Below are 25,283 nucleotides of genomic sequence, written 5' to 3'. Positions count from 1 at the left end.
ATTACAGTTGGTCGGGGTCCACCGTTAATCGTACGTCCACCGCTTGGACGCCGTCGGGGGTGGCGACGAGGGGGTTGATGTCCAGTTCGAGGATGGCCGGGAAATCCGTGACGAGTTGCGAGAGGCGCTGGATCGTCTCCGTGACGCCCGCAACGTCAACCGGATCGCGGCCACGCGCACCGCGAAGAAGCGGTGCGGAGTCGATTTCTTCTGTCATCTCGTGCGCTTCGGACTCGGAGACGGGCGCGACGCGGAACGTCGTGTCTTCGAGGACTTCCACGAAGATACCGCCGAGACCGAACATGAGGAGGGGACCGAACTGCGGGTCCCGATTCATGCCGACGATGGTCTCGACGCCGCTATCGAGGTCCACCATCTCCTGTACCTGGACGCCGATAATATTGGCGTCGGGTTGGTAGTTCCGCGCACGTGTGACGAGGTCCTCGTACGCGTCGTACACTTCCTCGTTCGGGACGCCGACTTTGACGCCGCCGATGTCGGATTTGTGCAGGATGTCGGGACTGACGATTTTCATCACGACGTCGCCCTCGATATCTTCTGCGACTTCGAGAGCCTCGGCGGGCGCATCCACGATATCGCCGTCAGGCGTCTGGATGCCGTAGGCGTCGAGGAGGTCCATCGCTTCGACGCCGAGACGCGTGTCGTCCCGTCCCTCCACCGAGGAGAGAATCTCGCGGGCGCGTTCGCGGTCCACATCGAACGTCGTTGGTTCGTCGAACTCGCGTTCGGAAATCTCGCGGAACCGCGAGAGCGCGTCGAGACCGTTGACGGCGCGGGCGGGGTCGAAGTAGTTCGGAATACCCGCGTCCGAGAGGGCCTCTGCGGCCGGCTTCACACGTTCGCCACCCATGAAACAGGCGGCGACCGGCTTGTCGTACTTCTCTTGCAGTTCAACGGTGTCGGCGGCCAGTTGCTCGTAGTCGAGGACCGCCGTCGGTGCTGTGAGGACAACTGCACAGCCGACGTTCTCGTCACCGAGGGCCAGATCGAGCGCGTCGCGGAACCGCTCGTTGTCGGCGTCGCCGACGATGTCAACGGGGTTGTAGATGTTCCCCTCAGCGGGGAGTTTCTCGGAGAACGCATCGAGCGTCTCGTCGGTGAACGAGGCCATCGAGAGGCGTGAGTCACCCACTGCGTCGGTGCTCATGACGCCGGGACCACCGGCGTTCGTGATGACGGCAACGTCGTCGGTAGCCGGCAGCGGTTGGCTCTCCAACACGCGTGCGGCGTCGAACAGTTCTTGGACGGACTCCGCGCGGATGACGCCAGCTTGGTCGAGACCAGCCTCGTACGCTTGGTCCGAACCGGCGATAGTGCCGGTGTGACTGGACGCCGCCTGCGCACCTGCATCGGTCCGGCCGGACTTGACGAGGACAATCGGCGTGTCCTGAGTCACCTCGCGGGCCGTATCGATGAACTCGCGGCCCTCCGAAATACCTTCGAGGTAGCCGATGATGACCTCGGTGTCTTCGTCGTCACCCCACGCGTCAACGAAGTCCGCCTCGTCGAGGACGGCCTTGTTCCCGAGTGAAACGACGTCTTTGAAGCCGATTCCCTGGTCGTTCGCCCAGTCGAGAACTGCCGTGATGAACGCTCCCGACTGACTCATGAACGACATATTGCCGGGAAGGGCGTTATCGGGGCCGAACGTGGCGTTCAACCCCGTCGGCGTAGACATCAGACCGAGACTGTTCGGACCGACCAGGTTGAGGTCGTACTCTTCTGCAACCTCCGTAAGTTCTTGTTCACGCGATGCGCCTTCGCTTCCCGTCTCACCGAATCCGGCGGTGACGACGACGACGTTACGAATGCCCGCCTTGCCCGACTCGCGGACCGCGTCCACCGCGATATGCGGCGGTACAACGATCACCGCGAGGTCGGCGTCGGACTCGCCGACGTCCGCTACGGCCGGGACGCCAAACACCTCGTCGTACTTCGGATTCACGGGGACAACATCCCCGTCGAAATCCGCGACGAGATTCTCCATGATGGCGCGGCCGACGGAGCCTTCGCGCTCTGTCGCGCCCACGACAGCGATACGCCGCGGGGCGAACAACTCGGATAACTCTCCCATCGTCCGTGGCTACTCCCTCTCGCCGTTTAAATCCGGGTATGTTTGGTCTTCCATGATTCGTGCGGCCACGTCTCTGTCACGATCTTTTGTTTAGAGAGAAATTCCTGGATGGGTGTCCGGTTCTCAGTGTCTCGACAGATAGCGACTGAACGTCGGTACAGTTGCCGCGACGACGTTCACACCGCCTCGTCGGGATCGTGTTGGTCTTGCATGCGCTGGGCCGCCTCAGCGTACTGCGCCCGCTGTTCGGGGTCGTTCACGGTGCCGAGATGAGACGCGTCGGTGTCCACGGCGGCCGTCGTCTCTCGTACGTCGTCGAAACTCGTGAGCGAACGCTCTTTCCGGAGGTACTGAGACCCATCGGGCGTCGCGTAGACGAGGATGATGATGTTCTGTTCGTCGTCCGAATAGGTGCGTTCGACCAACCAGACGCGCGTCGTCTCGTCGTCACCGGTCGAATCGTCAGATACCGAGTTCATACTGTGACCATCGCGGTCGATCGGGAAAGTTCGGTCGGCGGTTCACACGGACGAATGTCGTTTCCGGTCAGCTAGTAACCGAAATCGCCTCCGCGTCGGCCAACCGGCGGAGTTCTGCCGGATCGATTGGGAAGACCGCCTCGGGTGTCCCTGCGGCCGCCCAGACAGTGTCGTACTGAGAGAGTGAGTTGTCGAACAGGACGGGAAGGGTGGTCTCGTGGCAGAACGGCGGGACGCCGCCGATTGACCACCCGACGGCGTCCCGAATCGTTTCGGGGTCGGCCATCGAGACAGTTCCCGTAGAGACGCCGAAGTGGTCTGCGAGGCGGGATTCGTCCACCCGGTTCGCTCCGCTGGTGATGACGACGACGAGCGATCCGTCAACCTCGAAAACCAGACTGCTGGCGATCTGACCAACATCGCAACCGATGGCCGACGCGGCGTCGGCCGCCGTCTTCGTCCCCTCGGGGAATTCCTCGACATCCACCTCGAAGTCGTATCTATCGCGCGCGGCCGCGGCAAATTCACTCGCTCGCTGATGCATGCTGACGAACCGCATGCACTCGAACGAGTAAAATGTCACTCCTTCGCGTCGGATCCCGGCGCACCAGCGTCGTCGATTCGCGCTTCGTACTTCGCCACTGATTCGTCGAGGGCGGCGGCGGCATCGACATCAAGTTCGTCGGCGAGAGCGTACAGGCAGAACAGTGCATCCCCGAGTTCGTCCCGTTTCACGTCCAACTTGTCGGGGCTTGCGCCGTACTCGCTGGACTTCGCTGCGTCGGCCGCGAGTTCACCGACCTCGGCGGCAAGATCCAAAAGGCGGTACGCGGGTGGTGCGTGCAACTCGTGCGCGTCAAGGAACGCAGCGACGCGTTGCTGTTGTTCGTCTGTCACACCCCTCCTGCACGACGGCCCGTAATGATTCCATCGAATGACGATAGGCCCGAAAAGTGTCATATACCACACACTAGCTTGTCAATTGGACTTTTACCTAAAACGTCATAGAACGCGATATAACGCCGAGAATCGGGTTTTAGGCACGCCAAAAGCATCAAAAATCTATACTGTTTATCCCTGTCCATAACCAAGCGTTCGTATGGCCCTCGATAATTTCGCCTTTGTCTTCGTTGCGGGGTTTATCACAGCGTTGGCGACGGGTCTTGGGGCGATACCGTTCTTTTTCGTTCAAGACATAAGCGACCGATGGAATGTTGCGTTGTGGGGGATCGCGTCTGGAATCATGCTGTCAGCGTCCGTCTTCGGCCTCGTGCTGGAGGCGCTCGGGGAGTACATCTCGGTCTCGCTAGCCGGCATTTCCGTATCACCGATCCCGACACGGACGTTTCTGTTACTCGGTGCCGGTCTCATCGCGGGTATCGTCCTCGTCGTCGTCGCCCACGACGTGATCGACGGCGCGGACGTACACCCGAAGCGGTACGAAGAGGCTGACTTCCGCAAACTCCTACTCATTCTCGGCATTCTCACGATCCACAGTTTCCCCGAGGGTGTCGCTATCGGCGTCGCGTTCGCAGATCTGGGGCTAGAGGGCGGTCTCCAACTGTTCGGTGTCGTCGTTCCGCTCCTCGCAGTGTTCATGACTATCGCTATCTCAATCCACAACATTCCCGAGGGCGTTGCTATCTCCATTCCCCTTCGGTCGATGGGCGTCCCGAACTGGCGACTCGTCTGGTGGTCGGTGTTCTCCAGTCTGCCGCAACCAATCGGGGCGGTCATCGCTTTCTACTTCGTCCGCCTCGCTCGGGAGTTCCTTCCGGTCGGGTTCGGGTTCGCCGCGGGGGCGATGATCTTCCTCGTGCTCACGGAGTTCATCCCCGAAGCTCTCGAACGCGGCGCGGAACTGCCCCGCGGCGGCCGCCGCGAACTGTGTGCGGGTATCGCCTGCGGTGTCTTGGCGATGGTGCCGTTGCTGTTCGTCTGAGAGTAAGAGAGAAGATCCGCGTTCGGCCTCAGTGTGCGTCGTTCAGTGACTGTGGCCCATCGCTTCGTCCATCGAGATGCCGAAGCGATCCTCGAACAGTTCTTCCATCTTCTCGTTGAGTTCCGTAAGGTCGCCCGGCGTCTCGCCCTCGCTGTGGTGCGTGGCGACGTGCGCTTGCTGGGCGAACGACTGCACAACAAGATCCGCGACAACGGCAGTCGGGTCCTCGCCCTGTTCTGTGAAGATGTCTACGAGGCCTTCGGGAAGTTCAACGTCTTCTGTGTCGCCTGCCGGTCCTTCGATAGTGTAGGTCTCGGTTTCGACCATGGCGACTCTGCGTCCTCTCGACTTAAGGGTCTGTGGGAATGTGGTAGTCGAAGCGCACTGGTATGGAGTGGCAACTGCAACCGCAACGCGATACAAACGAAGCAAAACCCGAACGACTGTCGTCAGTCGTCCGATTCAGCGGCGGCAGGTTCGACTTCGGTCGCCTCGGCCTCTCGTTCGAGGTTTTCGAGGTAATCGTCAGCATCGAGGGCCGCTTTCACGCCGTCGCCGCCCGCGGTCGCGGCCTGTTGATAGTGGTAGTCCACGACGTCGCCCGCAGCGAAGATACCCGGCACGTCGGTGGCCGTCTGTCCGCCGCCGGTGCCGCCCTTCGCCTTCACGTAGCCGTCATCGTCGCGTTCGACGCCCGTACCTTCGAGATAGTCCGCGTTCGGTGTGTGACCGATGGCGTAGAACACTGCGCCCACGTCGAAGTCGAACTCCTCCGTTTCGGGGTCGTCGAGTTTGTCTGTCGGGTGACCCTCCGGATGACGAACCATCGTCACGTGGTCAACGCCGTCTTCGGGCGTTCCGTGGAGTTCCGTCACCTCGGTGTTGCGCATGAGTTCGATCTCGTCGTCTTCGACTTTCTCCATCACGCGGTCAACCCAGTAATCCTCCGCGCGGAACTCCTCGCGGCGATGCGCGATGTACACTTTCGAGGCGAACTTCGTGAGGAAACTCGCCTCCTCCATCGCGGCGTCGCCCCCACCGATGACGAGAATCTTCTCCCCACGGAAGAATGCGCCGTCGCACGTCGCACACGTCGAGAGACCGTAGCCCATCAGTTCGTCTTCGCCGGGAATACCCAGTGTCCGCGCTGATGCGCCCGATGCGGCGATGATCGCATCTGCGGTGTACACATCGCCGTTCTTCATCGTCACCGTGAACGGGCGTTCGTCAGCGCTGACAGACTCGACGATGCCGTGATCGATCTCCGCGCCGAACCGCTCGGCCTGCTCTTTCATGTTCTGAATGAGTTCAGGCCCGGAGATTCCTTCGGGGAAGCCCGGATAGTTCTCCACCTCGGTCGTCAGCGTCAGTTGTCCGCCGGGTTCGTCCCCCTCGAACACGAGCGGTTCGTTGTTCGACCGTCCCGCATAGATAGCCGCCGAGAGCCCGGAGATACCGGACCCGGCGATAATGAGTTTCCGGTGTTCCACGAACGCATCATCGTCCTCGGTCATGCTCTCCCGTTGGCTAGACCCGGCCTTTTAGGTTCCGCTGTCGTGCGCGATTGTCGTCGTGACCGACAGTAATTACCGTGGTGGTATTTCACACCCGACGCGAGGCCGAGTTAGATCTGGTCGCGGGGTTCCCACATCGATCCGATGAGACGCCGGGCTGTCGCCCCGAATGCCCATCCGAAACAGGCAAACACGAAGCCGACGATGAGCGCCGAACTCGTGGCAGCGAGCGTCAGTCGTTCCGTCAGCGGACGGTGCAGAACGTGCAGATGAGACAACAACGCGAACCCGAGCGGCGGGAACACGCCGAACGAGATGATTGCGACCCCGCCGCGGTTTCTGTACGCCGCGATTGCCGCGGCAAAGACGACGAGTGCGCCGAGCGGAGACGGGAAGAACGCCGCGCCGACGAGCGTTTGCTGAGAGTAGTACTCGTACGCGAGGAAGACGAGCGGGAGGAGACCGACGGAGATGGCGAGAGACCGTGCGGTTGCCCGTACGTCTTCACCCGCCAGTATGGATCGGAATAGGAGGGACATGTCTTCCAGTTCTATCTCGACCAACAAAAATACCCGTCAGACGATAGTCGAAGCCGGGCCTTCATACGGTCGCGTCGCGGAAGTGACCCCATGCCTGCGGAGTTAGCGGAGAAAACCGACCGCTACGGTCGAATGCTCGAAGACGCACTTGCGGCGGCGACAATCGCGGTCCCGCCGGAGACGCCCCTCGGAGACGCCGCGGTAGACATCGAGGAGATGGCAATCTCCTATCTCGAAGACGGTCATCACTTCCGCGAGAATGACGATCCGGTGAACGCGCTCGCTTCGTTCTCGTACGGCTACGGCTGGCTGGATGCGGGCGTCAGAATGGGTCTTTTCGACGTTCCGGAAGATACTGACTTGTTCACGATGGAGTGACTGGTACGTCGTAGATTGGGAGCATACTGTCTCGCTCGAAACGGACCGATACCTTACTCGAAGCGGAACGACGGGCCGTCTTCGGAATCGTGGACTTCGACGCCGAGTGCGTCGAGTTCGTCGCGAAGTTCGTCGGCCCGTTCGTAGTTACCCGCCTCGCGCTCGGCCTCGCGCACGTTCAACAGAAGCGACACGAGGTCTTCTGCAATTTCTACGTCGCCGCCGTCGGCCGCGTCACCGAAGCTGAGTCCGAACACGTCGCCGCCGAGGTCCTCGAACGTCTCGATAGCTTCGCGGAGGCCACGGTAATCGTACTCGTCGGCGTCGTTGACGTGCGTGTTGACCGCACGGGCGAGTTCGATGAGAGCGGCCATCGCCTCGCGGACGTTGAAGTCGTCGTTCATCGCCTTCTGGAAGTCCGTTTGGGTCGTCTCGATGGCCTCGCGCAGGTCGGCGTCCTCAACGGAAGCGTAGGCGTCGGGACTGTCGCACGCCTCGATAGCCGTCTCGTAGGCGCGTTCGAGTCGGTCCCAGCGCTCTTCGGCCTCTGCCATCGCTGAGTCGCTGAACGTCTGCTCTGCGCCGTATCCGGTCGAGAGGTAGAACGTCCGGATTACGTCCACGCCGAACTCGTCTAAGGCGTCCGAGACGGTGAAGAAGTTGCCCAGACTGGAGGACATCTTGTCGTCTTCCATCTGGAGGAGACCGACGTGAAGCCAGTAGCGCGCGAACGTCTGGCCCGTCGCCGCCTCGCTCTGGGCGACTTCGTTCTCGTGGTGCGGGAACACCAAGTCGCGGCCGCCGACGTGGATGTCGATGGTGTCTCCGAGATGCGTCATCGACATCGCCGAGCATTCGATATGCCAGCCCGGACGGCCCTCACCCCACGGCGACTCCCACGTCTCGCCGCAGGCGTCCTCGATGGGGTCCAGTTCCTCGGGCCGATGTTCGGCCACGGCGTCGGGCGAGACCGCGCCCGCCTTCCAGAGTGCGAAGTCCGCAGGATGGCGCTTCTCGGCGCGTTCGTCCGCTTCGCCCTGTGCCTCCATCTCCTCTATTTTCTGATTCGAGAGCTTCCCGTAGTCCTCGAAGGCGGTCACGTCGAAGTAGACCGACCCGTTCGATTCGTAGGCGTATCCGTTCTCAGTTAGCGTCTCGATGAGGTCGATGATCTGTGGGACGTGTTCGGAGACGCGAGGGTACACCTCCGCACGCTTGAGATTCAGACCGCGCATGTCGCGGATAACGTGGTCGGTGAAGTGCCGCGCCACGTCGGGTTCACTTTGGCCCAGTTCGTCGTCTCCGATGCGTGCGGCAATCTTCTCGTTTACGTCGGTGAAGTTCTCGACGTGGTGGACGGTGTAGCCCTCGTGCTCTAACCACCGGTGCATCACGTCGGCGTGCATCCACAGGCGGGCGTGACCGAGGTGGGCGTCGTCCGAGACCGTCAGCCCACAGACGTAGAGCAACACGTCGTCGTCGTCCTGTGGCTCGAACTCCTCGCGTTCTCCCGTCAGGGTGTTGGTCACGGACAGCGTCATCGTCAGCACGTACTCCGGACGTGTTTTTCAACCCGTCGGAACGGACGGTCTAAAAATGCAGTGCTGCCTCCTCAGTCGCGTCTCTGCTTGAACGAGTCGTGGTCACACCGTACGGTTGGAAAAAGCCCGGCGGGCGAGATGAGGTACTCGCCCACGGACTGCCCATTCGGGAAGCGAGCCGGAGCATGGGTCTCCTTCTCGCTGGCCCGTGTCCGTTAACAACTCCAAACCATACCGGGCGTCTCGACCATCGTGGCGATAGTAAATAGGTATTGTTACCATTATGTCATTAATCGGCTACCACGGCGACAGCCCTCACGGTGGCGACCACCGCTCACACCGGTAGCGACTCGAACACTGATTCGACGTGTCGAAGCGCCGTCGCGCCCTGACGCTGGGGAACGACGACGACGAGTTCATCGTCTGCAACGCCCGCGGCATCTACGAGGATATTCTCGGCATCCAGTCGGTCACAGACGACCGAGAGGGCGCGAGTATCAACCTCACCGGTTACGACAAGCGCCGTGAGTCCGCCCCCGGACGCGACAAAATCGACGTCGCCGACGGTGAGTACGCGGTCGTCATCGGCGTCGGCGTCAACGTCTTCGCCCGCGAGTCCGACCCCGCTCCGCATCCGGACGGTCACCTCTCGGTGTTCGATCTCAACCGGTGGAAGGTCGTCCGCGAACCGGCGAAGAGCGGTAGCGATAGAGTCGGTATCTCCTTCCACATCAAGACTTTCTGCGGCGGCGGTGTAGTTTACGACCCCCGCGCGAAGCGCGTAGAGAAGGGATGGGCGCGCCCGGACTGCATCTCGTGTCGCAGCGGCAAGTGACATGACCGGGGAGTCGAACGAGGGGCACAAAAGTATATTGTCAGCCGTGAACGGAAGGTCACCTCCACGGACCGTAAACGAGTGGTGTGAGAGACGAACTGGGACTCAGAAATTGCCAAGATTCCTTTTCGGAATGCGAAGTCCCTAAGGTCGTTCTCTCATAACGTCCGGTCATGCAAGCGCTGGTCATCGTGGCGCACGGGTCGCATTTGAACCCGGATTCGAGTACGCCGACGCAGCGTCACGCGGACACCATCCGCGCGACGGACGCGTTCGACGAAGTGAAGACCGGCTTCTGGAAGGAAGAACCCTCACTTCGGGAGGTGCTTCGGACCGTCGAATCAGACGAGGTGTTCGTCGTCCCGCTGTTCATCAGCGAGGGGTACTTCACCGAACAGGTCATCCCCCGTGAACTCCGTCTCGACGGGTGGGATGTCTCCCAGTGGGACTCAGACGGCCTGAGCGCCGATACCGCGACGTTGACCGCCGAGGACACGAGTCAGACTGTCCACTACTGCGGTCCAGTCGGTACCCACGAGTCGATGACGGACGTGCTCGTTCGTCGCGCAGAGACAGTGACTGGCGACCCGGACGTCGGCGAGGGGTTCGGCTTCGCCGTCGTCGGTCACGGGACCGAGCGTAACGAGAACTCCGCGAAGGCTATCGAATATCACGCCGACCGCGTCCGCCAGATGGATCGCTTCGATGAGGTGCAGGCGCTGTACATGGACGAAGAACCCGAGGTGGACGACGTAACCGACTACTTCGAGTCCGACGACATCGTCGTCGTCCCCCTCTTCATCGCCGACGGGTTCCACACACAGGAGGACATTCCGGAGGACATGGGCCTCACCGACGACTACCGAACGGGCTACGACGTGCCCGCTGCGGTAGACGGCCACCGCATCTGGTACGCCGGTGCTGTCGGCACCGAGGGACTGATGGCCGACGTTGTTCTCGAACGTGCCGCCGATGCCGGTGCGGACATTGACGAGGCCATCGCAACGGTCCGCGAGGAAACGCGCGAAACGCCGGCCGCAGGTGACTGACGTGCGCGAAGAACAACTCGACGCGCTCGTTCGGCACGTAGACGAGCAGCCAATCGATTTCGACGGTCTGTCCGTCTCCCGCGACGGAGACAGCTACGCGTTCGAGACGCCCGAGGTGGCACAGGACGCTCTCTCGGAGAGCGGACTTCGTGACATCGCGGTGGATGCCGAACCGTACGTGACGAACTGGTACTACTGGGAAGTCGAGGTCGGTGACCGCGGACGACATCGCCACGCGTTCCTTCGGAAACTGGAGGCGGCCGACGAGTGGTCTGTCCCCGAACGCTACGCCGAACTCGCGGACGGCGTCCACACTGAGTGGGGCGAACTCCGGATTACCGCGACGTTGGATGCGGCGGGCGAACGGCGGTACGAGATTCGACACGAGGACGACGCAGACGCAGACCGGTCGAAACTGGACGAGTACACCGACCCGCTGGACGCCCGCGAACTCGCCACCTTCGATGACCGGGGTCGATACCGACCGCTCAAAACCGCGCCGACGATCGTCTCCGGGTGGGTGTTTCCCGAATTAGACGGCCGCGACCTCATCGAAGCGGTCGATGCGTTCTACCCGGCGACAATTGCGAACTGGAACCTCGAACGCGAGGGTGAACTCGACGTGTCCCACTGGGAAGAGACCGTCGAGCGACAGACTGGAATCTACAGCGTCATCGAGACGTGGAACCGCGGTGGCGGCCACGAACACGTCGAGTGGGTCGCCGAAACCTGCTGTGACGACTCGCAGTGTCTCAAACGGCGAGAGTGGCAGTACAACGAGGAGACGGAACTCGAAGCGGACGGTGGCGACGGCGTCTTCCCATGCCGGGAGCCGTGTTCGCTCGTCATCGCCGCCTCACGCAAGTGGACTCGATTGGAGAGCGAGGAAACGCAGACGTACGAGTTCGAACTCACGCCCTCGGAGAAAGAACAGATCGAGGATATCATCGACGCCGTCGCGGACGGCCGCATCGATGACATCCGCGAGGCGGACGTTTACGAAGGCGCGAACCGCTACCGGACGCGATTCCTCCGCACGAAGCGATTTGACGAGGACGGAAACCTCTCGGGAACGCCGACAGACCGAGCGGACGAGGAGGAGGCCGCCGGTCACGACGACTAAAGGCCGCGGGCGTCGCTGCTATCTCCCGAGTCGCGTCATCGCTGCCCTACTTTCGCAGCAGGAAGACGGCACCGACGGTGGCGGCACCGAGGACAACCCCAACACTGAGGACGACGGCGGTACTCTGGACAGCGCTGAGGATAACCCCCGCAACGGCCAAGACGAGGAGCAGTAAGCCGACGATAGGCAGTGCCCCCCGCGATGGGAGAACGCCATCGATTGTTTCAGCGAGTTCCTCGGTAAGCGATGGTTCTGGCTCTCGCTTTGGCGGTTTACTCAACGTCTCGTCCACGTCAACTCCGGCTTTCGTCCCCGGTGTCGGTTCGATAGTTACGTCGATGTACGACGTTTCCGCACCGTAGCCGGTGACGATTTTGAGTTTCCCCGACACTGGCTCTGACTTGGGCGACGTGCTGACGTGGACGCGCTGAGATTCGTCTCCTTGGACGTAATGGTTGCCCGCATCGAGGCGAGCAACCCGGGATAAGTCGTCGTCGAGGTGGAGGTGAACGTGAACGGCCTGCCCGGTATTCGCCAACAGTACGTCGAACGCACCGGCCACCGAGAACGACGGCGGTGCGTCGATGGCGTGCAGACCATCTCCGTTCAACTCGACTCGGAGCGACTCAGTCACGTCTGGTTGAGTCTACCCGACAATTAAAAAGCGTTCAGGTCGGGGTGGAACTACTCGGCGTCCCGCATGTCCGGCGGAAGCAGGTTCGGAATGCCATCCTCGATGGGGTACTCCTCGCCCGTGACAGTACCGACGAGGCGGCCGGTGATGATCTCGTCACCGTCTCGCTCCGTGACTTTGAGTTCGAGGTCGCTCTTGTCGAGCGGGTCGCAGAGGATGTCCATCAGAGATTCTTTCATACTCCGCTGTGAGTCTCGATACGACAAAAGATTACGGGTTCGCAGCGCCGTTCTAACGAACTGAGAACCGGGGTGGTGGCTTTTTCTAACTCCCTCCGACGGTGCTGTGTATGTCTGATCAGACGCTCTATCGACGACTCGGTGGGCGCGATGCGCTCGCATCCGTAGTCGATACGTTTTACGACCGTATCCTCGCAGACGATGAACTGCGTCCGTTCTTCGAGGACGTAGACATGACCAAACAACGCGCACACCAGACACAGTTTCTGTCCGCGGTCGCGGGTGGCCCCGTCGAATACGACGGCGAGAACATGGCCGCCGCACACGAGCATCTCGATATTACCCACGAAGAGTACGACGCAATCGCGGCACATCTCGATGCCGCCCTCGAAATTCACGACGTTCCTGCCGACGACCGAGAGACCGTCCTTACCGCGGTGGAGTCGTTCCGCGATGATATCGTCACGATAGACGCGAGTCCGGCGTAACCACTGTCGGTGCGAACGGAGCGAAAAACGAAACCGAAGCGGAGCGGTGCTTACTGCTCGAACGGGTTGACGACTTCGACCGTCTCCGCGCGGTCCGGCCCGACGCCGACGGCGTAGATCGGTGCGCCAACTTCTTCCGAGATGTATTCGAGATAGTCCTGCGCAGCGGCGGGGATGGCGTCGTAGCCTTCCGCAGCCACTTCGGTCCAGTCAACGTCGTCCCACGTCTCGAACTCACGGAGGTTCGGTTCACATTGTGCCCATCGTTCGGTCGTTGCGGGCATCGTGAGGTACTCTTCGCCGTCGAGCGTGTAGGAGTGGCCCACCTTCACCTCGTCCAGACCGGCGAGAACGTCGAGGTGGTTGACGGCGAGGCCGGTGAGACCGCTGACTCGTGCGGAGTGGCGGAGCATCGGGATGTCGAGCCAGCCGATACGGCGCGGTCGGCCGGTGACCGTCCCGAACTCGCCACCTTTCTCGCGGATGTAGTCTGCGAGTTCTTCTTGATGCTCGTCGTTTTTCAGTTCGGTCGGCATCGGCCCCTCGCCGACGCGCGAGAGATACGCCTTGACGATGCCGACGACTTCACCCTGACCGACGACGGTCGGTCCGACGCCGGTCCCGGTCGCGGCCCCGCCAGCCGTCGGGTTCGACGACGTGACGTACGGGTAGCTCCCGTGGTCGATGTCGATGAGCGTCCCCTGTGCGCCCTCGAACATGACGTTCTCGCCCGCCGAACGCCGTTCGGCGAGGAAGTTTCCGCAGTTGACGGTCATGTTCTCGGATTCGAGCCGACGCCCGTACTCGGCGTACTGCTCGAACAGTTTCTCGACATCGCACTCCTCGCCCGCTTCGAGACCGTAGACGTTCTCGATGAGCGCACGCTTCTTCGGGACGACGTACTCCAGTCGCTGGCGGAGTACTTCGGGGTCTAAGAGGTCTCCGACGCGAATACCGCGGCGGCCAGCCTTGTCCTCGTATGTGGGACCGATCCCACGGCCGGTGGTGCCGACGGTCAGTTCGGAATCCGCCTTCGCCTCTTCCTCGATGTTGTCGAGGCGGCGGTGGTACGGCATAATGACGTGCGCGCGTTCGGCGAGCCGTACATCGGGGTCGAGTCCGCGCTCGCGCAGTTCGTCAATCTCCGAAAACAGCGTCTTCGGATTGATGACACAGCCGTTACCGAGGATACCGATCTTGCCGCGAACGGCCCCACTCGGAACCAGCGAAAGTTTGTACTCGTCGCCGTCTTCGACGACGGTGTGCCCGGCGTTGTCGCCACCCTGATATCGAGCGACGACGTCCGCGTCGCCTCCCCACAGGTCAACGAGGGCACCCTTCCCCTCGTCACCCAACTGGGAACCGACGATTGTGACGGTCATACTCGGCGGTTCTTGTCCATCCCACAAACCGATTACGGTCCACGAACGTTATATATCCAAGTTCGTGTATTAGTTGTGTCTGTAAAACGAATTGCTACCCACTGACGTGCATCCAGCCGCGTACTCGCACCCAAAACGGTTATCAGCATGTGTGGCAAAATCCAAGCTACTCAATTTTTACTCGAATGAGACAGACAGAGAGTAACCTTTAAAGGCTGCAAAGACGAGTTAACAAATGGCATGATAGACCGACTTGAGAAGGAAGTGGATATGCTGGAGCGGCACCTTCAGGTGCTCAAAATGGTCATCGAAAGCGAACCGATCGGAATCGTGAAGATGTCCAACGAGACTGGCTACCCACACCACAAAGTCCGCTACTCTCTCCGCGTTCTTGAAGAAGAAAACCTCATCGAGCCTTCGAGCCAGGGTGCGATTACGACCGAGCGAACCGCCGAGTTCGTCGATGAACTCGACGAGAAGCTCGACGAAATCGTTGACAAGCTTGAGTCGATGAAGATCGAAGAAGCGGCCGAAGTCGAAAACTAAGACACTCGCCCGCTGGTCCCGACCCGAACTACAGCCCGCGTGGACTGCGCAGAGCGTGTAGCTACGTCGGTATCTCTCTTCGACGTCCGCTCCGCGTACCATCGCGCACACAACGCGGGCCCCGGACTGACCACGCGGCGACCCTCCTCACTGTTCTCTGAACTGAGAGACATCCCTCGACGGCTATCGTAGCGTCCGCAACCGGTTACACATCCGACCGCACGACCTCGTGCGGTACGTGAGCGAAGACGTGCAGACGCTACGAGAGAACACAGCGGCGTTCACCATGCCGCAAAACCGACCGCGTTAGAGGTCGGGGACGTTGACGTGGAACTCGTTGTTCCGCGCCTCGACGAGACAGACGTGGTACCCCTGCTTACGCGAGAGCTTCACGAACGACTTCTTCTTCGACCGTGAGAGGAACCCACCGCTCGTCTCTTCTGCGACGGACTCTAGCGCTTCGGGTTCGAAGAACGACTCGGTGACGTAGAATGCCGTCGCCAGCGCGTCGTCGCTTTCGGCCACCGAACGGGCATTGTTCACAAGCGAGGAGACCATCGCCTGCGTCGCGGCGTTACGCGAGGTGTTCATGTCGGCGACAAACAGCGGGTCGCCCATCTGGTCGCGGAAGATGACGTCGAACTCGCGTTCGTCAACACCTTCGTTGGTCTCGAAGCCGACGACGCCGTGGAGTTCGATGCGGTCAACGCTCGGGAGCGCGTCAAACAGGTCTGCGAGCGTACTCCGGTTACCCGTCTCACCGATTTCGTACAGGAGGTCGGTAACGACCCACTTTGCGAAGGCGTACTCCGTACTCTCGTGGAGGAACTCCTCGTACGGCACACCATCCACAGCGAGACCACCGGTGTCGAACGTCGTGTGGTGTTCGAGACGGAGGTTGTCGATAACCTCTTGACGCGATGCCTCGCCGTCGCGGGCGTGTTCGAGCGTCGCTTGCCCTTTGCGCTGGTAGCGAACGAACAGATTCGTCCCCGAGAGCGCTTTCTCCGGCGGCAACGACTCTTCGGCGACAAACCCGCCGTTTGACGCCTCCAACTCCGTTTTGAGACGTTCGACTTCGGATTCGAGTTCCTCGACGCGTGCGTTGAGTTCCTCGGCGCGTTGGCGATACTCGTCGCGTTCGACTTCGAGTTCGTCGCGTTCTTCGGCGAGTTTCTCTCGGCGCTCCTCAGCTTCCTCGAGTTTGTCTTTCAGTTTGGCGATGGCTTCGGCGGATTCGCCCGTTTCCTCCGCCGACTCCGCGGCCGCGGCGGCGGCCGCCTCACGGCGGCGCTTCGCTTGCTGTTCTTCTTTGCGGCGGCGTTGGCGGGCCTCCTGACGCTGTTGTTTCCGCTGGCGTTTCGACGGACGCTCTTTCTGCTTTTGACCTCCCTTCACGCTTCCGTTCGCTTCCCCGTTTTTCGTACTCGACTCGCTGGGGTCTAAGGACGGAATCGAACGTGCCTCACGCCATTTCTCCTCGGCGGAGAAGGGGTCGTCACCGTCTCCCGCTTGGGGGTCCGCGAGCGCGTCAGGGCTTTCCGCTGCGGACTGATCAGCCGAGGCGGACTGATCGGCGGCTGCCGCGGTCGGTTCCGCGGTCTGACCGTCCGGCGCTCCCGCGTCCTGTTTCGGCTCCGTCGTCGTTGCCGGGTCGGCCTCGGGCGGTTCAGTCTCGTCTCCTTCGGTGTCGGCTGGTTCAGCAGTTTCCGACTCGGGTTTCGAGGAGTCGTCCGCCGCGCGTTCGGACTGCGCAGACTCGGCTTCGGACGCTGCCTCGGCCGCATCGGCGGCAGTTGAATCGGTGGACGACGGCTCGCTGGAGGATTCTACTTCCGCGGCCGACGCTTCGGACGCTTCCTCGGACGGTTCCGTCGGCGTCTCGTCGGGTGCCTCCGCAGACGTTTCCGTCGCCGCCGCGGATGCCTCGGGTTCGTCGTCCGTTTCGATTTCGGGCAACTCGACGATGGAGACATCTACTTCTTTGACCTCGTAGATACCTACCTCGTCGTTGGCTCGCTCGAACGCTTCGTCGCCGGTGAGAAGTCGTTCGCTACTGCCGACGAACGCCGCACTCATCGACTTGCCGCCGTAGTAGACGACATAGTAGTCCCCCGAAAGAACGTTCTCCGACAGTTCGACGTAGCCGGTGAACCCACCCGCGGAGAGCGTCGAGTCCGCCTCGGACAACGGCGTCTTATTCGTGTAGTAGCTCGCGCGCGTCTCGCCCCCAATCTCTCGCATGGTGAAAAGGAGGGGAAGCGCGGGGTCTGGTGCGCGATACGCAGTCAACTCCGCGTCTTCGAAGTCCTCGATGTCTCCCTCGAAGACACCAGTAAACCGTCCGTTGAGGACGAATGCCCACGTCATCCCCGTCGAGACGGCCCCAGAGAATCCGTCGTCGGCGAGTCGGTGGAGTCCCTCATACCCCGACTCGACTGGGACGGAGTCCCACTCAGATACCGCGTCGATAGTCTGGCTATCCATTTGCCGCTATATCACTGAATCCGGATCAAATACTTTCCGGAGGATTCGCCCTGTTTCGGCGTTCAAACGGTCAGATTAAATTCATAAACGGCCGATAACGGGTGACGTGCGTCAGACGTACACGGGCGCGGACAGTTTAATCGCCGGGGTGACTAACCAGCGCGCGTGCCCGTTTCACTCCCGTCGGCTACTGCCGACGCGGATCCAGTTGCCCTCGCCGCACAGTATCTTCGCGCGGTGCGAACCGATACTGGCGGGGCGACTGTCGATGCGCGCGAGCGGCTCTCGGCTCTCGATCCGACCACGCTCACACGCCGTCTCTCAGACGACGCGCGGCGGATCGCGTTCTGGTTGAACGTCTATAACGCGTTCGTGCAGGACTGCCTCAGTGACGACCCGGAGTCTTTCGACCGAACTCGCTTCTTCCGGCGCGCGAAGGTTCCCGTGGCGGGGCAACTCCTCAGTCTCAACGACATCGAACACGGCATCCTGCGCCGATCGATGCTCTCGTGGGGACTCGGCTACCTCCCGCGCCCGTTCCCGAATGCGTTCGAACGGGCGGCCCGCGTGGATGAGCGCGATTTCCGCATCCACTTTGCGCTTAACTGCGGTGCGGCAAGTTGTCCTCCCGTCGCTGTCTACGACCCTGAAACGCTCGATGCGGACCTCGACTGGATAACAGAGGACTATCTCGACTCCGAAGTCGTGTACGACCGGTCGGCCGGAACTGTCACCGTTCCCCGCCTGTTTCTCTGGTATCGTGGTGACTTCGGCGGCGGGCGGGGTATTCGGCGGATACTCCGGCAATACGGGCAGATACCGGACGGCGCAGCACCGAAACTTCGGTACCGGGGGTACGACTGGTCGCTGTCGCTCGGAAACTACGCCGAGGAGAACTCGGAGGCGGAAGACGACCGCTCCGCGTGAGCGCCGCCGCCTCAACCGAGAACGCGCGCCCCGACGGCGGCGACGGGCGCAAGCAACGACGTGACCGCTGTGAGAAGCGGAATCGGTCCTGCGCCGACCCACGCGCCGAACGCGCCGTTCCACACCATCCATCCCGCGAAGGCGGCGACGAGGAGGCCCGCGAACGTCAGGCCGAGAACGAACGCGCGTCGAACCGACGAGGCGGCGAGTCCGACGAGGACACCCGCGACGACGATACCGACCCAGTGGACCGAACTCACGGCGAGACCGATAGCGAACGCTGCGAGCAGTGCGGCGTCCCCGTAGCGACCTGTCCTGACGGCTGCTTTCATGCTGAGACACCTCCCGACCCGGAGAGATCCGACTCGAAGACGATGTCCGGGTCACCCGACGGCGAGTCGAGCGTCAACGGCTTGTACTCACCCGTCGCCCACTCGTCCAGTTGATCGTGGTAGTGGTCCGACCAGAAGACGCCGCTCTGTCCGCCGGGGATGACTCCTTTCGCGGTGTCTTCGGCGGGCGTCTCCCCGAAGGCGACGACCATCCGCCAACTGCTCCCCACGTTGTCGCCGCCGCTTCTGAAGTTCGACACCGTGTACTGTGACCCGTTCATCGGACGCTCCGGCCAGTTGAGGAACTCGCGGTCGAACGGGTGGTTCAGATCCAGTCGGTTTACGTCGCCGTACGTCTCGTATCCGTGTCTGTCGATTCGGTCGGCTGTCCGTTCGAGGGCGACACGTGCTACGTCAGCACGCGTCTCCGTCGCATCCGTCCGGCCGTCGTCGAACCACTGTGAGTCCGCAGCAAGCCCTGCCGTCACGTACGGATTGGGGTAGTATTCGGCGTCCAACCCGGCGGCGCTAAACTCGTCTGCGAAGGTCGCATTGACGAACTCCTCGCGGAAGAGGTGAGTGACGAGTGCGCCCCGAGAATCCGCACGCATCTCGCCGTCCCACTCTTCCAACTCGGCCGCGAGTTCGCGGGCGTCCGGTGACAGACCGGCGGAGGCGTTTCGCGCGATAGTGGCATAGGAGACGGCGGCCTGCGACCGCACGTCGCGTTGCACAGCCAGCATGTCCTCGGGTGTCGCTCCGTCGGCTGTCCGGGCGTCGAGCATCTCGTAGATGCGTGCGCCGCGGTACGGCTCCGAGTAGGTCAGACTGGTCCCCATGTAGAACGGCGGATCGTCCGTCGTCCGCTGATTCGCCGTGGCGAGAACGTCGGGGTCGTCAACGTGTGGGATGGATTCGAACGGGACGAATCCGGACCACGACGAGGTACCGTACGGCGTGTATCCCGGCCACTCGCCCTCGCCCGCGGAGCCGTTGAATATCCGGTCGCCGCGGACGACTTCGCCGTCGGTCACCCGGATCGGATACTGTCCGGCGGGGTAGTACAGCGTCTCTCCGGCACGCGTCGCCGCGACGAAGTTCTGCGCAGGCACGTCCCAGATTCGGAGGGCGTCGCGCACGTCTGCCATCGTTTCGGCGTGGTTGAGCCGATAGACGCCGACGGACTCGTTCGTCGCCGAGAACCCCGGCCATGCGACGCCGACGGTGCGCCCGCCGCGTTCGATAACTGGACCGTGGACGGACTTTCTGACCTCGACAGTCGCGTCCGGCGCGTCGGCGACGGGAATCGTCTCGGTCGTCGTCTCGAACTTGCGGTACTCGCCGTCGTACAGATAGCGGCCGTTGCGCGTCTCGTACGTGTACTCGTCGGTGAAGTCACCGCCGACGTTCGTTACACCCCATGCCACGTCTGCCGTGCGACCGATGATGACGAACGGGACGCCCGGGAACGTGACGCCACGGGCATCCATCGATTCGCCCGCAGTGGTGTGCATCTCGTACCAGACGGCCGGCGTACTCAACGAGAGGTGCGGGTCGTTGGCGAGGATAGGCGTTCCGCTCGCAGTGTTCTCGCCGGACACCACCCAGTTGTTCGACCCGACTCCCGATCTCGATTCGAACGGTTCGACGGCGTCGTAGAGCGCCGCGAAGTCACCTGCGGTCTCCCCGCCATCTGCACCCGCCGCCGACGCATCCGTTGCGACGGCCGCCGGGTCGAACGACGCGGCGTCCGAGCCGTTTCTGATGATGGGCGTGTCGTGCGCCATCGAATCCGGGTACAGTTCGCTCGTCGCCTCGGGACCGAGACGTGACTTGAGCGTCGCACGGCGCAGGTCGGCGAAGTTCCCCGAGAGTCGCCACGCGATGAGTTTGCCGATGAGGAGGCTGTCAGCCGGTTCCCACCGCGTCGGTTCGTAGCCGAGGAGGGCGAACTCCGGGGGTCGCGCCCCGGTGTCGATGTAGCGGTTGACACCCGCAGTGTACGCTTTGAGACCCGCTCCGGCCTCGGTGCCTTCGAGTTCGCGCCACGACGCGTCGGCGGCCGACCGGAAGTCCATCTTGCGGTAGAACCGGTCGGACTCGACCGCGCGTTCGCCGAACGCTGCCGAGAGGTTGCCACCGATGAGTCTTCGCTGGAGGTCCATCTGGAACAGCCTATCGCGGGCTTGGACGTACCCGACGGCGTAGTAGAGCGCTTTCTCGTTCGCTGCGGAGACGTGGGGGACGCCGAACTCGTCGTAGCGGACTGTCGCCCGGCCGTACGGATTCTCGACCCGCTCGGTTCCCGTCACCGGCCCCCGCGCGATGCTCTCGTACACATCGCCGGAGAACGGTGCTGCAAGGCCGAGATACGATCCACCAAGTACAGCGGAGACGACGATAAGCGTCGCACAAGTGGTCGCTGCAACGACACGGAGTGTGGTATTCATCGTCGTACCAAAGTGACAATCGTGAATAAATATTGTGCAGGTTGTTCGTTTTCGCCGCCTGCGATCACTCGTGTGGTCGCCAGACGAGACTGCGGTCGGAACTCACCGGCCGAGAAGCGTCAGCGCCACGAGGAAGCCGAGGTACGTGCAGAGTCCGGCGGCGAGGACCGTCGCGGCGAGCGGTCCCAGAACAGCGACGCCGACAGCAGCGACGACGAGTCCGACAGCGACAGACGCCAGTTGTACGGCCGGTCGTTCCCATTCTCTCCGGACGCGGGTCGCACGAAGCGATAGAAGCGCTTCGATGGCGAGTGCGCCCGCCGCGCCAGCGCCGACAGCGAACGGAGTCACGGGGGAGTTACAGACCACCACGGTGGCGAGAGTCGGGATCAGAACGGCCAGCGTGGCGATTGCGTCACGGCGGCGGCTCATGGGCCACTGACGGACGGCGGCCTTTTAGCCCCCGGGGTTCCACCGGGTGGATATGGTCGATGGCCCTGCCGAGACACTGTCCGGCGCGAAGCGCCGCCTCGTGTTGTATCTCTCCGGCGTGGCCGTCCTGATGCTCGGATACGCTGCGTTGTATCAGTGGGGGATGGCGACGTTTGAGGGGACTTCCGTTTCCTATATCGATGCGTTGCACGTGGTCGTGGAGACGTTCACCACGACGGGGTACGGTGAGGACGCCGCGCGATGGACGACGGACGCGATGAAACTCATCACGATTCCGATGATGGTGTCGGGCGTGACAGTCATCTTTCTGACGCTTCCGCTGTTTCTCGTCCCGTTAGTCGAAGAGGCGTTACGGACCGCACCACCGGCGACGACAGAACAGACGGATCACGTCATCATCTGCTCGTTCACCTCGCGGGGCGATACGCTGGTCGAGGAACTGGAGTCGCGTGGCGTGCCGTACGTCGTCGTTGACGAGGATAGGGAGACGGCCCAACGTCTCTACGCCGAGGAGTATGAGGTGGTCCACGGCAATCCTGAATCGGTGGACACGCTGGAGGCCGCAAACGCCGAGGACGCGATGGCACTCGTCGCTGACGACGACGACGAGACGAACGCTTCGATCATCCTCTCTGCGAAGCAGGCGGCCCCTGATCTGCACGTCATCAGCCTCATCGAGGATGGGACGTTGTCGGACTATCACAAATACGCCGGTGCTGACGAGGTGGTCTCTCCCCGCCGTATTCTCGGGGAGAGTCTGGCTCGGAAAGCCGCCTCGCCCATCGCCGCCGACATCGACGGCGCTATCGAAATCGGTGACGACTTCGAGGTGGCCGAGGTGTTGGTCCAGCGTGACTCGGCGCTCGAAGGCGACACCATCGCGGAGAGCGCAATCGGTCGGCGGACGGGAGTAAACATCATCGGCGCGTGGTTCCGCGGCGAGTTCGTCACGCCACCGGACCCCGAAGCCGTCGTTGACGAACACACGATTCTTCTCGTCACCGGCCGCGAGGAGCAGTTAGAGCGGCTGAAGGAACTCACCCGGTCGGAGACGCGGCGGTTCCGGCGGGGGAAAGTCATCGTCGCGGGGTACGGCGAAGTGGGTGCGACGGCCGCGGACGCGCTCGTCTCGGCTAACGTGCCGAGTCTCGTTCTCGACGAGGTGGACAAGCCCGGCGTGGATGTCATCGGTGATGCGACGAACAAGCAGGCGTTCCTCTCGGCCGACATCGACGAGGGCCAGAGCGTTATTTTGGCGCTCGACAACGACACGACGGCTATCTTCGCAACTCTCGTTATCAAGCAACTGTCGCCGGAAACGGAGGTCATCGCCCGCGCCAACGACGCCGAAAGCATCGCCAAACTCTACCGGGCGGGTGCCGAGTACGTCCTTGCGCTCTCCACGGTGAGCGGCCGAATCCTCGCGTCGAATCTGACGGAAGAAGAGGTCATCGCACCGGAGTCACAGGTCGAAATCGTCCGCACTACCGCACCGCAGATTGCGGGCCAGACGCTGGCCGAGGCCGACGTTCGTGCGCGGACGAACTGCACGGTCATCGCCGTCGAACGGAACGACGAACTCCTCACCGAGGTCGGTCCCGACTTCACGATCCGGTCTGAGGACACGCTTATCGTCGCTGGAACGGACGACGACATTAACCAGTTCAACGTCGTTTGCGGCTGATCTCCGCTTTGTTTGGTATCGATACGACGAGGAGAGAACTCGTCAGTCACGGGTTAGAGTCGCAGGAAAAGTCGGATGAGTCGTCCGCGTCCGCGGTGACTCGCTAGAACGCGCCGGTGCCGAGTTCCGCGCCGACGTACAGGACGACGACGAGGAAGATCCACACCACGTCCACGAAGTGCCAGTACATCGAGGCCGTACTAACCGAAACGTGGCGTTCAGCGGAGTACTGACCGGCGAGTGCGCGGATGAAGACGATGCCGAGAAGAACCGCACCGAGGCTGACGTGCAGGCCGTGCAGGCCAGTCAGGCCGAAGAACGCCGACCCGAACAGACCTGAGGTGATCGTGAAGTCGGAGTGGACGATGAACTCGTAGTACTCGTACACCTGCCCGCCGATGAAGATGATACCGAGGAGCAGCGTCACCGCGAGTCCGGAGAGGAACTTACCCCGGTCGTTGTTCCGAATGGCGACGTGCGCCCAGTGAAGGGTGATCGATGATGCGACCAGGAGTGCGGTGTTAATGAGCACTAACGACCCGGTGAGTTCGGGTACACCGACCAGTATTTCGTTCCAGTCGCCCGCTCTGATGTAGAAGTAATAGCCGAACAACGCACCGAACGTGCCGAGTTCGGAGCCGAGGAATGCGATCATCCCCCAGCGAAGCTTGTTCGCGCCCTTCTCGGAGGCGTCGCGCGACCAGAAGTGACTCACGAACGCGTGGTACACCCAACCGTACAGTCCGGCGAGGAAGATGGCGACGCTCCCGGCGAACGCCGCGGGACCAACCATCTGACCGACGATTGCGTTCTCGCCGCGCCCGAGGATGTAAAGGCCCGCACCAGCGTAGATGCCAGCCGCGCCGACCGCAGTGACGAACGGCCACCAGCTCGCCTCGCCGAATCCGCGTGGCCAGTCCTCCACGGCGGGGAGATGGTGTCCGTGGTCGTCGTGTGCTTCTTCGGTACCCATGGGCGGCAGTAACCAGCGGACTACTAAAAATCCTCCCAAGTTGTGGCCAGAAGGCGAGGTGTTCAGTCCGCGCTCGTCGGCGCGCGGTGGTACGGTTGCGCGGCGATTTGTTCTCGTATCTCCGCGAGCGCGTCACGGTTGGTGTCGCCGGACATCTCCGCGACGACGGCGAACACTTCCTTTCTGGATACTTTCACGCCCGTCTTCGAGAGGGCGTCTTCGGGACGCGCAAGCAGTTCGCGGAGCGTTCCGACCGACAGAAGAAACGGGACGGCCCACGCCGCGAGCGTGTTGCCGTCCGTCGCGGGAACCGTCTCCAGATACGTCTGTGCATCGTCCAAGAACGACGCGGCGTGTTCGGCGGTTCGGCGGACGACAGAGGAGGCCGCCTCCTCGTGTTCTGGGGCGACGACTTCGTCCTGCGGAACGCCCTCTGCGGCCAACCACTCGGCCGGGAGGTAGACGTTGTTTTCTGCGGTGTAGTCGTCGTAGACATCTTTCGAGATGTTGACGAGTTGCAGGAGAAGACCGAACTGCTCTGCGGTGTCGTAGAGTTGGCGGCGGCGGTCCGCGGAGATGTCCCCGCGGGTGACGAGATTCGTAATGAGATTCCCGACGGTGCCTGCCGCGTAGTAGCAGTACTCTTCGAGTTCCTCACGCGACTGGATGCGTAGGCCGCCGGTATCGTCGTAGCGTTCGACGAACAGGGCCATTCCCTGCACGAGTTCGCGGGCGGGCGGCGTGACTGCGTTGCGGACATCTTCGGGGAGATGCTCGAACGTTCGAATCACGCGTGGAGCGTCGCGGACGACGCGCCAGTCATCGTTCATCTCCTCCGGGAGGTGCGGTTCGACGGCGGTCACGAACTCCTCGACAGTGGTGTCGTTGTCGGGGTCGAGAACGGCGTCGTACGTTCGAAGGAGGTCTGCTTGTTCGGGCGGCGAGATGCGAGACGCGTCCTCGACCGTGTCCGCGATGCGGCAGACGAGATAGCCGACGCAGATGTAAGACGACATGGGTTCATCGAGGACGTCCACGGTCAGTGCGAAAGTGCGAGAGACCCCCTGAACCGCCTCGTGACACCATTCGAGGTCAGTTCGGTCGACCTGGGGACGTTCATCCTGCTGAGACATTCGGAGTGTACCTCTCTACGGAATGGGGATTAAAAAGTCTCGTGGGGCTGTCCGCAAATC

The 25,283-nt window shown here is 62.2% G+C and carries 26 protein-coding genes; 8 read left to right on the top strand and 18 right to left on the bottom strand.

Annotation, left to right across the window (positions count from 1 at the left end):
* Nucleotide 1: 1 nt before the first annotated feature.
* The 4 genes from HBOR_RS10265 to HBOR_RS10250 all read right to left on the bottom strand — a co-directional run bounded on the left by HBOR_RS10265 (nucleotide 2) and on the right by HBOR_RS10250 (nucleotide 3,471).
* Complete coding sequence (locus HBOR_RS10265; RefSeq protein WP_006056854.1) at nucleotides 2-2,095, bottom strand: acetate--CoA ligase family protein; 2,094 nt, start codon at nucleotides 2,093-2,095, stop codon at nucleotides 2-4.
* A gap of 176 nt (nucleotides 2,096-2,271) precedes the next feature.
* Nucleotides 2,272-2,574, bottom strand: coding sequence for a hypothetical protein (locus HBOR_RS10260; protein ID WP_006056855.1), 303 nt, complete (start codon nucleotides 2,572-2,574; stop codon nucleotides 2,272-2,274).
* Between the two features lie 67 nt (nucleotides 2,575-2,641).
* Nucleotides 2,642-3,118, bottom strand: a complete 477-nt coding sequence (locus HBOR_RS10255) for a YbaK/EbsC family protein (RefSeq protein WP_049890590.1) — start codon at nucleotides 3,116-3,118, stop codon at nucleotides 2,642-2,644.
* A 35-nt stretch (nucleotides 3,119-3,153) separates the two neighbouring features.
* Nucleotides 3,154-3,471, bottom strand: coding sequence for a MazG-like family protein (locus HBOR_RS10250; RefSeq protein ID WP_006056857.1), 318 nt, complete (start codon nucleotides 3,469-3,471; stop codon nucleotides 3,154-3,156).
* A 202-nt stretch (nucleotides 3,472-3,673) separates the two neighbouring features.
* On the opposite strand from HBOR_RS10250, the gene HBOR_RS10245 reads away from it, so the two are divergent.
* Nucleotides 3,674-4,516 carry a ZIP family metal transporter gene (locus tag HBOR_RS10245; RefSeq protein ID WP_006056858.1) on the top strand — a complete coding sequence of 281 codons (843 nt, stop codon included), beginning with the start codon at nucleotides 3,674-3,676 and terminating at the stop codon, nucleotides 4,514-4,516.
* 42 nt (nucleotides 4,517-4,558) lie between these two features.
* Here the strand turns inward: HBOR_RS10245 and HBOR_RS10240 are convergent, their stop codons facing one another.
* The 3 genes from HBOR_RS10240 to HBOR_RS10230 all read right to left on the bottom strand — a co-directional run bounded on the left by HBOR_RS10240 (nucleotide 4,559) and on the right by HBOR_RS10230 (nucleotide 6,569).
* Complete coding sequence (locus HBOR_RS10240) at nucleotides 4,559-4,843, bottom strand: DUF7545 family protein (RefSeq protein WP_006056859.1); 285 nt, start codon at nucleotides 4,841-4,843, stop codon at nucleotides 4,559-4,561.
* Between the two features lie 122 nt (nucleotides 4,844-4,965).
* Nucleotides 4,966-6,030, bottom strand: coding sequence for an NAD(P)/FAD-dependent oxidoreductase (locus tag HBOR_RS10235; RefSeq protein WP_006056860.1), 1,065 nt, complete (start codon nucleotides 6,028-6,030; stop codon nucleotides 4,966-4,968).
* Nucleotides 6,031-6,140: 110 nt separating this feature from the next.
* Nucleotides 6,141-6,569, bottom strand: coding sequence for a hypothetical protein (locus tag HBOR_RS10230; RefSeq protein WP_241432429.1), 429 nt, complete (start codon nucleotides 6,567-6,569; stop codon nucleotides 6,141-6,143).
* 90 nt (nucleotides 6,570-6,659) lie between these two features.
* Here HBOR_RS10230 and HBOR_RS10225 point away from each other — a divergent pair, with 90 nt between their 5' ends.
* On the top strand, nucleotides 6,660-6,947 hold the full coding sequence (locus HBOR_RS10225) for a DUF357 domain-containing protein (RefSeq protein ID WP_006056862.1): 288 nt from the start codon (nucleotides 6,660-6,662) through the stop codon (nucleotides 6,945-6,947).
* Between the two features lie 53 nt (nucleotides 6,948-7,000).
* Here HBOR_RS10225 and cysS read toward each other — a convergent pair whose 3' ends face one another.
* Both cysS and HBOR_RS10215 read right to left on the bottom strand, forming a co-directional pair.
* Nucleotides 7,001-8,488, bottom strand: coding sequence for a cysteine--tRNA ligase (gene cysS, locus HBOR_RS10220; protein WP_006056863.1), 1,488 nt, complete (start codon nucleotides 8,486-8,488; stop codon nucleotides 7,001-7,003).
* A 334-nt stretch (nucleotides 8,489-8,822) separates the two neighbouring features.
* Entirely contained in the window at nucleotides 8,823-9,326 is a 504-nt protein-coding gene (locus HBOR_RS10215) for a DUF7523 family protein (protein ID WP_006056864.1), read from the bottom strand.
* Between the two features lie 170 nt (nucleotides 9,327-9,496).
* Between HBOR_RS10215 and HBOR_RS10210 the strand changes: the two genes are divergently transcribed.
* Both HBOR_RS10210 and HBOR_RS10205 read left to right on the top strand, forming a co-directional pair.
* Entirely contained in the window at nucleotides 9,497-10,372 is an 876-nt protein-coding gene (locus HBOR_RS10210; protein WP_006056865.1) for a CbiX/SirB N-terminal domain-containing protein, read from the top strand.
* The gene (locus tag HBOR_RS10205; protein ID WP_006056866.1) at nucleotides 10,365-11,495 is read left to right on the top strand and encodes a DR2241 family protein; all 1,131 of its coding nucleotides are present in this window, start codon (nucleotides 10,365-10,367) and stop codon (nucleotides 11,493-11,495) included. The genes HBOR_RS10210 and HBOR_RS10205 overlap by 8 nt, the downstream gene beginning before the upstream one ends.
* Before the next feature lie 46 nt (nucleotides 11,496-11,541).
* Here the strand turns inward: HBOR_RS10205 and HBOR_RS10200 are convergent, their stop codons facing one another.
* Complete coding sequence (locus HBOR_RS10200) at nucleotides 11,542-12,129, bottom strand: DUF7524 family protein (RefSeq protein WP_006056867.1); 588 nt, start codon at nucleotides 12,127-12,129, stop codon at nucleotides 11,542-11,544.
* A gap of 50 nt (nucleotides 12,130-12,179) precedes the next feature.
* The gene (locus HBOR_RS10195) at nucleotides 12,180-12,368 is read right to left on the bottom strand and encodes a methytransferase partner Trm112 (RefSeq protein WP_006056868.1); all 189 of its coding nucleotides are present in this window, start codon (nucleotides 12,366-12,368) and stop codon (nucleotides 12,180-12,182) included.
* 110 nt (nucleotides 12,369-12,478) lie between these two features.
* Between HBOR_RS10195 and HBOR_RS10190 the strand changes: the two genes are divergently transcribed.
* Nucleotides 12,479-12,856 carry a group I truncated hemoglobin gene (locus tag HBOR_RS10190; protein WP_006056869.1) on the top strand — a complete coding sequence of 126 codons (378 nt, stop codon included), beginning with the start codon at nucleotides 12,479-12,481 and terminating at the stop codon, nucleotides 12,854-12,856.
* 50 nt (nucleotides 12,857-12,906) lie between these two features.
* On the opposite strand, the gene HBOR_RS10185 is transcribed toward HBOR_RS10190, so the two are convergent.
* Nucleotides 12,907-14,238 carry an adenylosuccinate synthase gene (locus HBOR_RS10185; RefSeq protein ID WP_006056870.1) on the bottom strand — a complete coding sequence of 444 codons (1,332 nt, stop codon included), beginning with the start codon at nucleotides 14,236-14,238 and terminating at the stop codon, nucleotides 12,907-12,909.
* A 240-nt stretch (nucleotides 14,239-14,478) separates the two neighbouring features.
* Between HBOR_RS10185 and HBOR_RS10180 the strand changes: the two genes are divergently transcribed.
* On the top strand, nucleotides 14,479-14,784 hold the full coding sequence (locus tag HBOR_RS10180) for a hypothetical protein (protein ID WP_006056871.1): 306 nt from the start codon (nucleotides 14,479-14,481) through the stop codon (nucleotides 14,782-14,784).
* Nucleotides 14,785-15,090: 306 nt separating this feature from the next.
* On the opposite strand, the gene HBOR_RS10175 is transcribed toward HBOR_RS10180, so the two are convergent.
* Complete coding sequence (locus HBOR_RS10175; RefSeq protein ID WP_006056872.1) at nucleotides 15,091-17,271, bottom strand: DUF7527 domain-containing protein; 2,181 nt, start codon at nucleotides 17,269-17,271, stop codon at nucleotides 15,091-15,093.
* 165 nt (nucleotides 17,272-17,436) lie between these two features.
* Here HBOR_RS10175 and HBOR_RS10170 point away from each other — a divergent pair, with 165 nt between their 5' ends.
* Entirely contained in the window at nucleotides 17,437-18,198 is a 762-nt protein-coding gene (locus HBOR_RS10170; protein WP_006056873.1) for a DUF547 domain-containing protein, read from the top strand.
* A gap of 11 nt (nucleotides 18,199-18,209) precedes the next feature.
* Here the strand turns inward: HBOR_RS10170 and HBOR_RS10165 are convergent, their stop codons facing one another.
* From HBOR_RS10165 to HBOR_RS10155, 3 genes are all read right to left on the bottom strand, one after another.
* Nucleotides 18,210-18,530, bottom strand: a complete 321-nt coding sequence (locus HBOR_RS10165) for a hypothetical protein (RefSeq protein ID WP_006056874.1) — start codon at nucleotides 18,528-18,530, stop codon at nucleotides 18,210-18,212.
* Entirely contained in the window at nucleotides 18,527-20,980 is a 2,454-nt protein-coding gene (locus HBOR_RS10160; RefSeq protein ID WP_006056875.1) for a penicillin acylase family protein, read from the bottom strand. Before HBOR_RS10160 ends, HBOR_RS10165 begins: the two co-directional genes overlap by 4 nt.
* A gap of 102 nt (nucleotides 20,981-21,082) precedes the next feature.
* On the bottom strand, nucleotides 21,083-21,412 hold the full coding sequence (locus HBOR_RS10155) for a hypothetical protein (RefSeq protein WP_006056876.1): 330 nt from the start codon (nucleotides 21,410-21,412) through the stop codon (nucleotides 21,083-21,085).
* A gap of 52 nt (nucleotides 21,413-21,464) precedes the next feature.
* Here HBOR_RS10155 and HBOR_RS10150 point away from each other — a divergent pair, with 52 nt between their 5' ends.
* Entirely contained in the window at nucleotides 21,465-23,117 is a 1,653-nt protein-coding gene (locus tag HBOR_RS10150) for a potassium channel family protein (RefSeq protein ID WP_006056877.1), read from the top strand.
* 103 nt (nucleotides 23,118-23,220) lie between these two features.
* Here HBOR_RS10150 and HBOR_RS10145 read toward each other — a convergent pair whose 3' ends face one another.
* Complete coding sequence (locus tag HBOR_RS10145; RefSeq protein ID WP_006056878.1) at nucleotides 23,221-24,090, bottom strand: cytochrome c oxidase subunit 3; 870 nt, start codon at nucleotides 24,088-24,090, stop codon at nucleotides 23,221-23,223.
* Between the two features lie 62 nt (nucleotides 24,091-24,152).
* On the bottom strand, nucleotides 24,153-25,223 hold the full coding sequence (locus HBOR_RS10140; RefSeq protein ID WP_006056879.1) for a phytoene/squalene synthase family protein: 1,071 nt from the start codon (nucleotides 25,221-25,223) through the stop codon (nucleotides 24,153-24,155).
* Nucleotides 25,224-25,283: the final 60 nt, after the last annotated feature.

This window comes from Halogeometricum borinquense DSM 11551, assembly GCF_000172995.2.
Taxonomy (GTDB): Archaea; Halobacteriota; Halobacteria; order Halobacteriales; family Haloferacaceae; genus Halogeometricum; species Halogeometricum borinquense.
This window is presented reverse-complemented; position numbering and strand designations above follow the sequence as displayed.

Bases quoted from the DNA above. Each gene is read 5' to 3' on its own strand.
- HBOR_RS10240 (WP_006056859.1), bottom strand. From the start codon at position 4,843: ATGGTCGAAACCGAGACCTACACTATCGAAGGACCGGCAGGCGACACA.
- HBOR_RS10195 (WP_006056868.1), bottom strand. From the start codon at position 12,368: ATGAAAGAATCTCTGATGGACATCCTCTGCGACCCGCTCGACAAGAGC.
- HBOR_RS10150 (WP_006056877.1), top strand. From the start codon at position 21,465: ATGGTCGATGGCCCTGCCGAGACACTGTCCGGCGCGAAGCGCCGCCTC.
- HBOR_RS10255 (WP_049890590.1), bottom strand. From the start codon at position 3,118: ATGCATCAGCGAGCGAGTGAATTTGCCGCGGCCGCGCGCGATAGATAC.
- HBOR_RS10245 (WP_006056858.1), top strand. From the start codon at position 3,674: ATGGCCCTCGATAATTTCGCCTTTGTCTTCGTTGCGGGGTTTATCACA.
- HBOR_RS10175 (WP_006056872.1), bottom strand. From the start codon at position 17,271: ATGGATAGCCAGACTATCGACGCGGTATCTGAGTGGGACTCCGTCCCA.
- HBOR_RS10265 (WP_006056854.1), bottom strand. From the start codon at position 2,095: ATGGGAGAGTTATCCGAGTTGTTCGCCCCGCGGCGTATCGCTGTCGTG.
- cysS (WP_006056863.1), bottom strand. From the start codon at position 8,488: ATGACGCTGTCCGTGACCAACACCCTGACGGGAGAACGCGAGGAGTTC.
- HBOR_RS10180 (WP_006056871.1), top strand. From the start codon at position 14,479: ATGATAGACCGACTTGAGAAGGAAGTGGATATGCTGGAGCGGCACCTT.
- HBOR_RS10260 (WP_006056855.1), bottom strand. From the start codon at position 2,574: ATGAACTCGGTATCTGACGATTCGACCGGTGACGACGAGACGACGCGC.
- HBOR_RS10185 (WP_006056870.1), bottom strand. From the start codon at position 14,238: ATGACCGTCACAATCGTCGGTTCCCAGTTGGGTGACGAGGGGAAGGGT.
- HBOR_RS10165 (WP_006056874.1), bottom strand. From the start codon at position 18,530: ATGAAAGCAGCCGTCAGGACAGGTCGCTACGGGGACGCCGCACTGCTC.
- HBOR_RS10190 (WP_006056869.1), top strand. From the start codon at position 12,479: ATGTCTGATCAGACGCTCTATCGACGACTCGGTGGGCGCGATGCGCTC.
- HBOR_RS10155 (WP_006056876.1), bottom strand. From the start codon at position 21,412: ATGAGCCGCCGCCGTGACGCAATCGCCACGCTGGCCGTTCTGATCCCG.
- HBOR_RS10235 (WP_006056860.1), bottom strand. From the start codon at position 6,030: ATGACCGAGGACGATGATGCGTTCGTGGAACACCGGAAACTCATTATC.
- HBOR_RS10140 (WP_006056879.1), bottom strand. From the start codon at position 25,223: ATGTCTCAGCAGGATGAACGTCCCCAGGTCGACCGAACTGACCTCGAA.
- HBOR_RS10145 (WP_006056878.1), bottom strand. From the start codon at position 24,090: ATGGGTACCGAAGAAGCACACGACGACCACGGACACCATCTCCCCGCC.
- HBOR_RS10215 (WP_006056864.1), bottom strand. From the start codon at position 9,326: ATGTCACTTGCCGCTGCGACACGAGATGCAGTCCGGGCGCGCCCATCC.
- HBOR_RS10230 (WP_241432429.1), bottom strand. From the start codon at position 6,569: ATGTCCCTCCTATTCCGATCCATACTGGCGGGTGAAGACGTACGGGCA.
- HBOR_RS10210 (WP_006056865.1), top strand. From the start codon at position 9,497: ATGCAAGCGCTGGTCATCGTGGCGCACGGGTCGCATTTGAACCCGGAT.
- HBOR_RS10160 (WP_006056875.1), bottom strand. From the start codon at position 20,980: ATGAATACCACACTCCGTGTCGTTGCAGCGACCACTTGTGCGACGCTT.
- HBOR_RS10225 (WP_006056862.1), top strand. From the start codon at position 6,660: ATGCCTGCGGAGTTAGCGGAGAAAACCGACCGCTACGGTCGAATGCTC.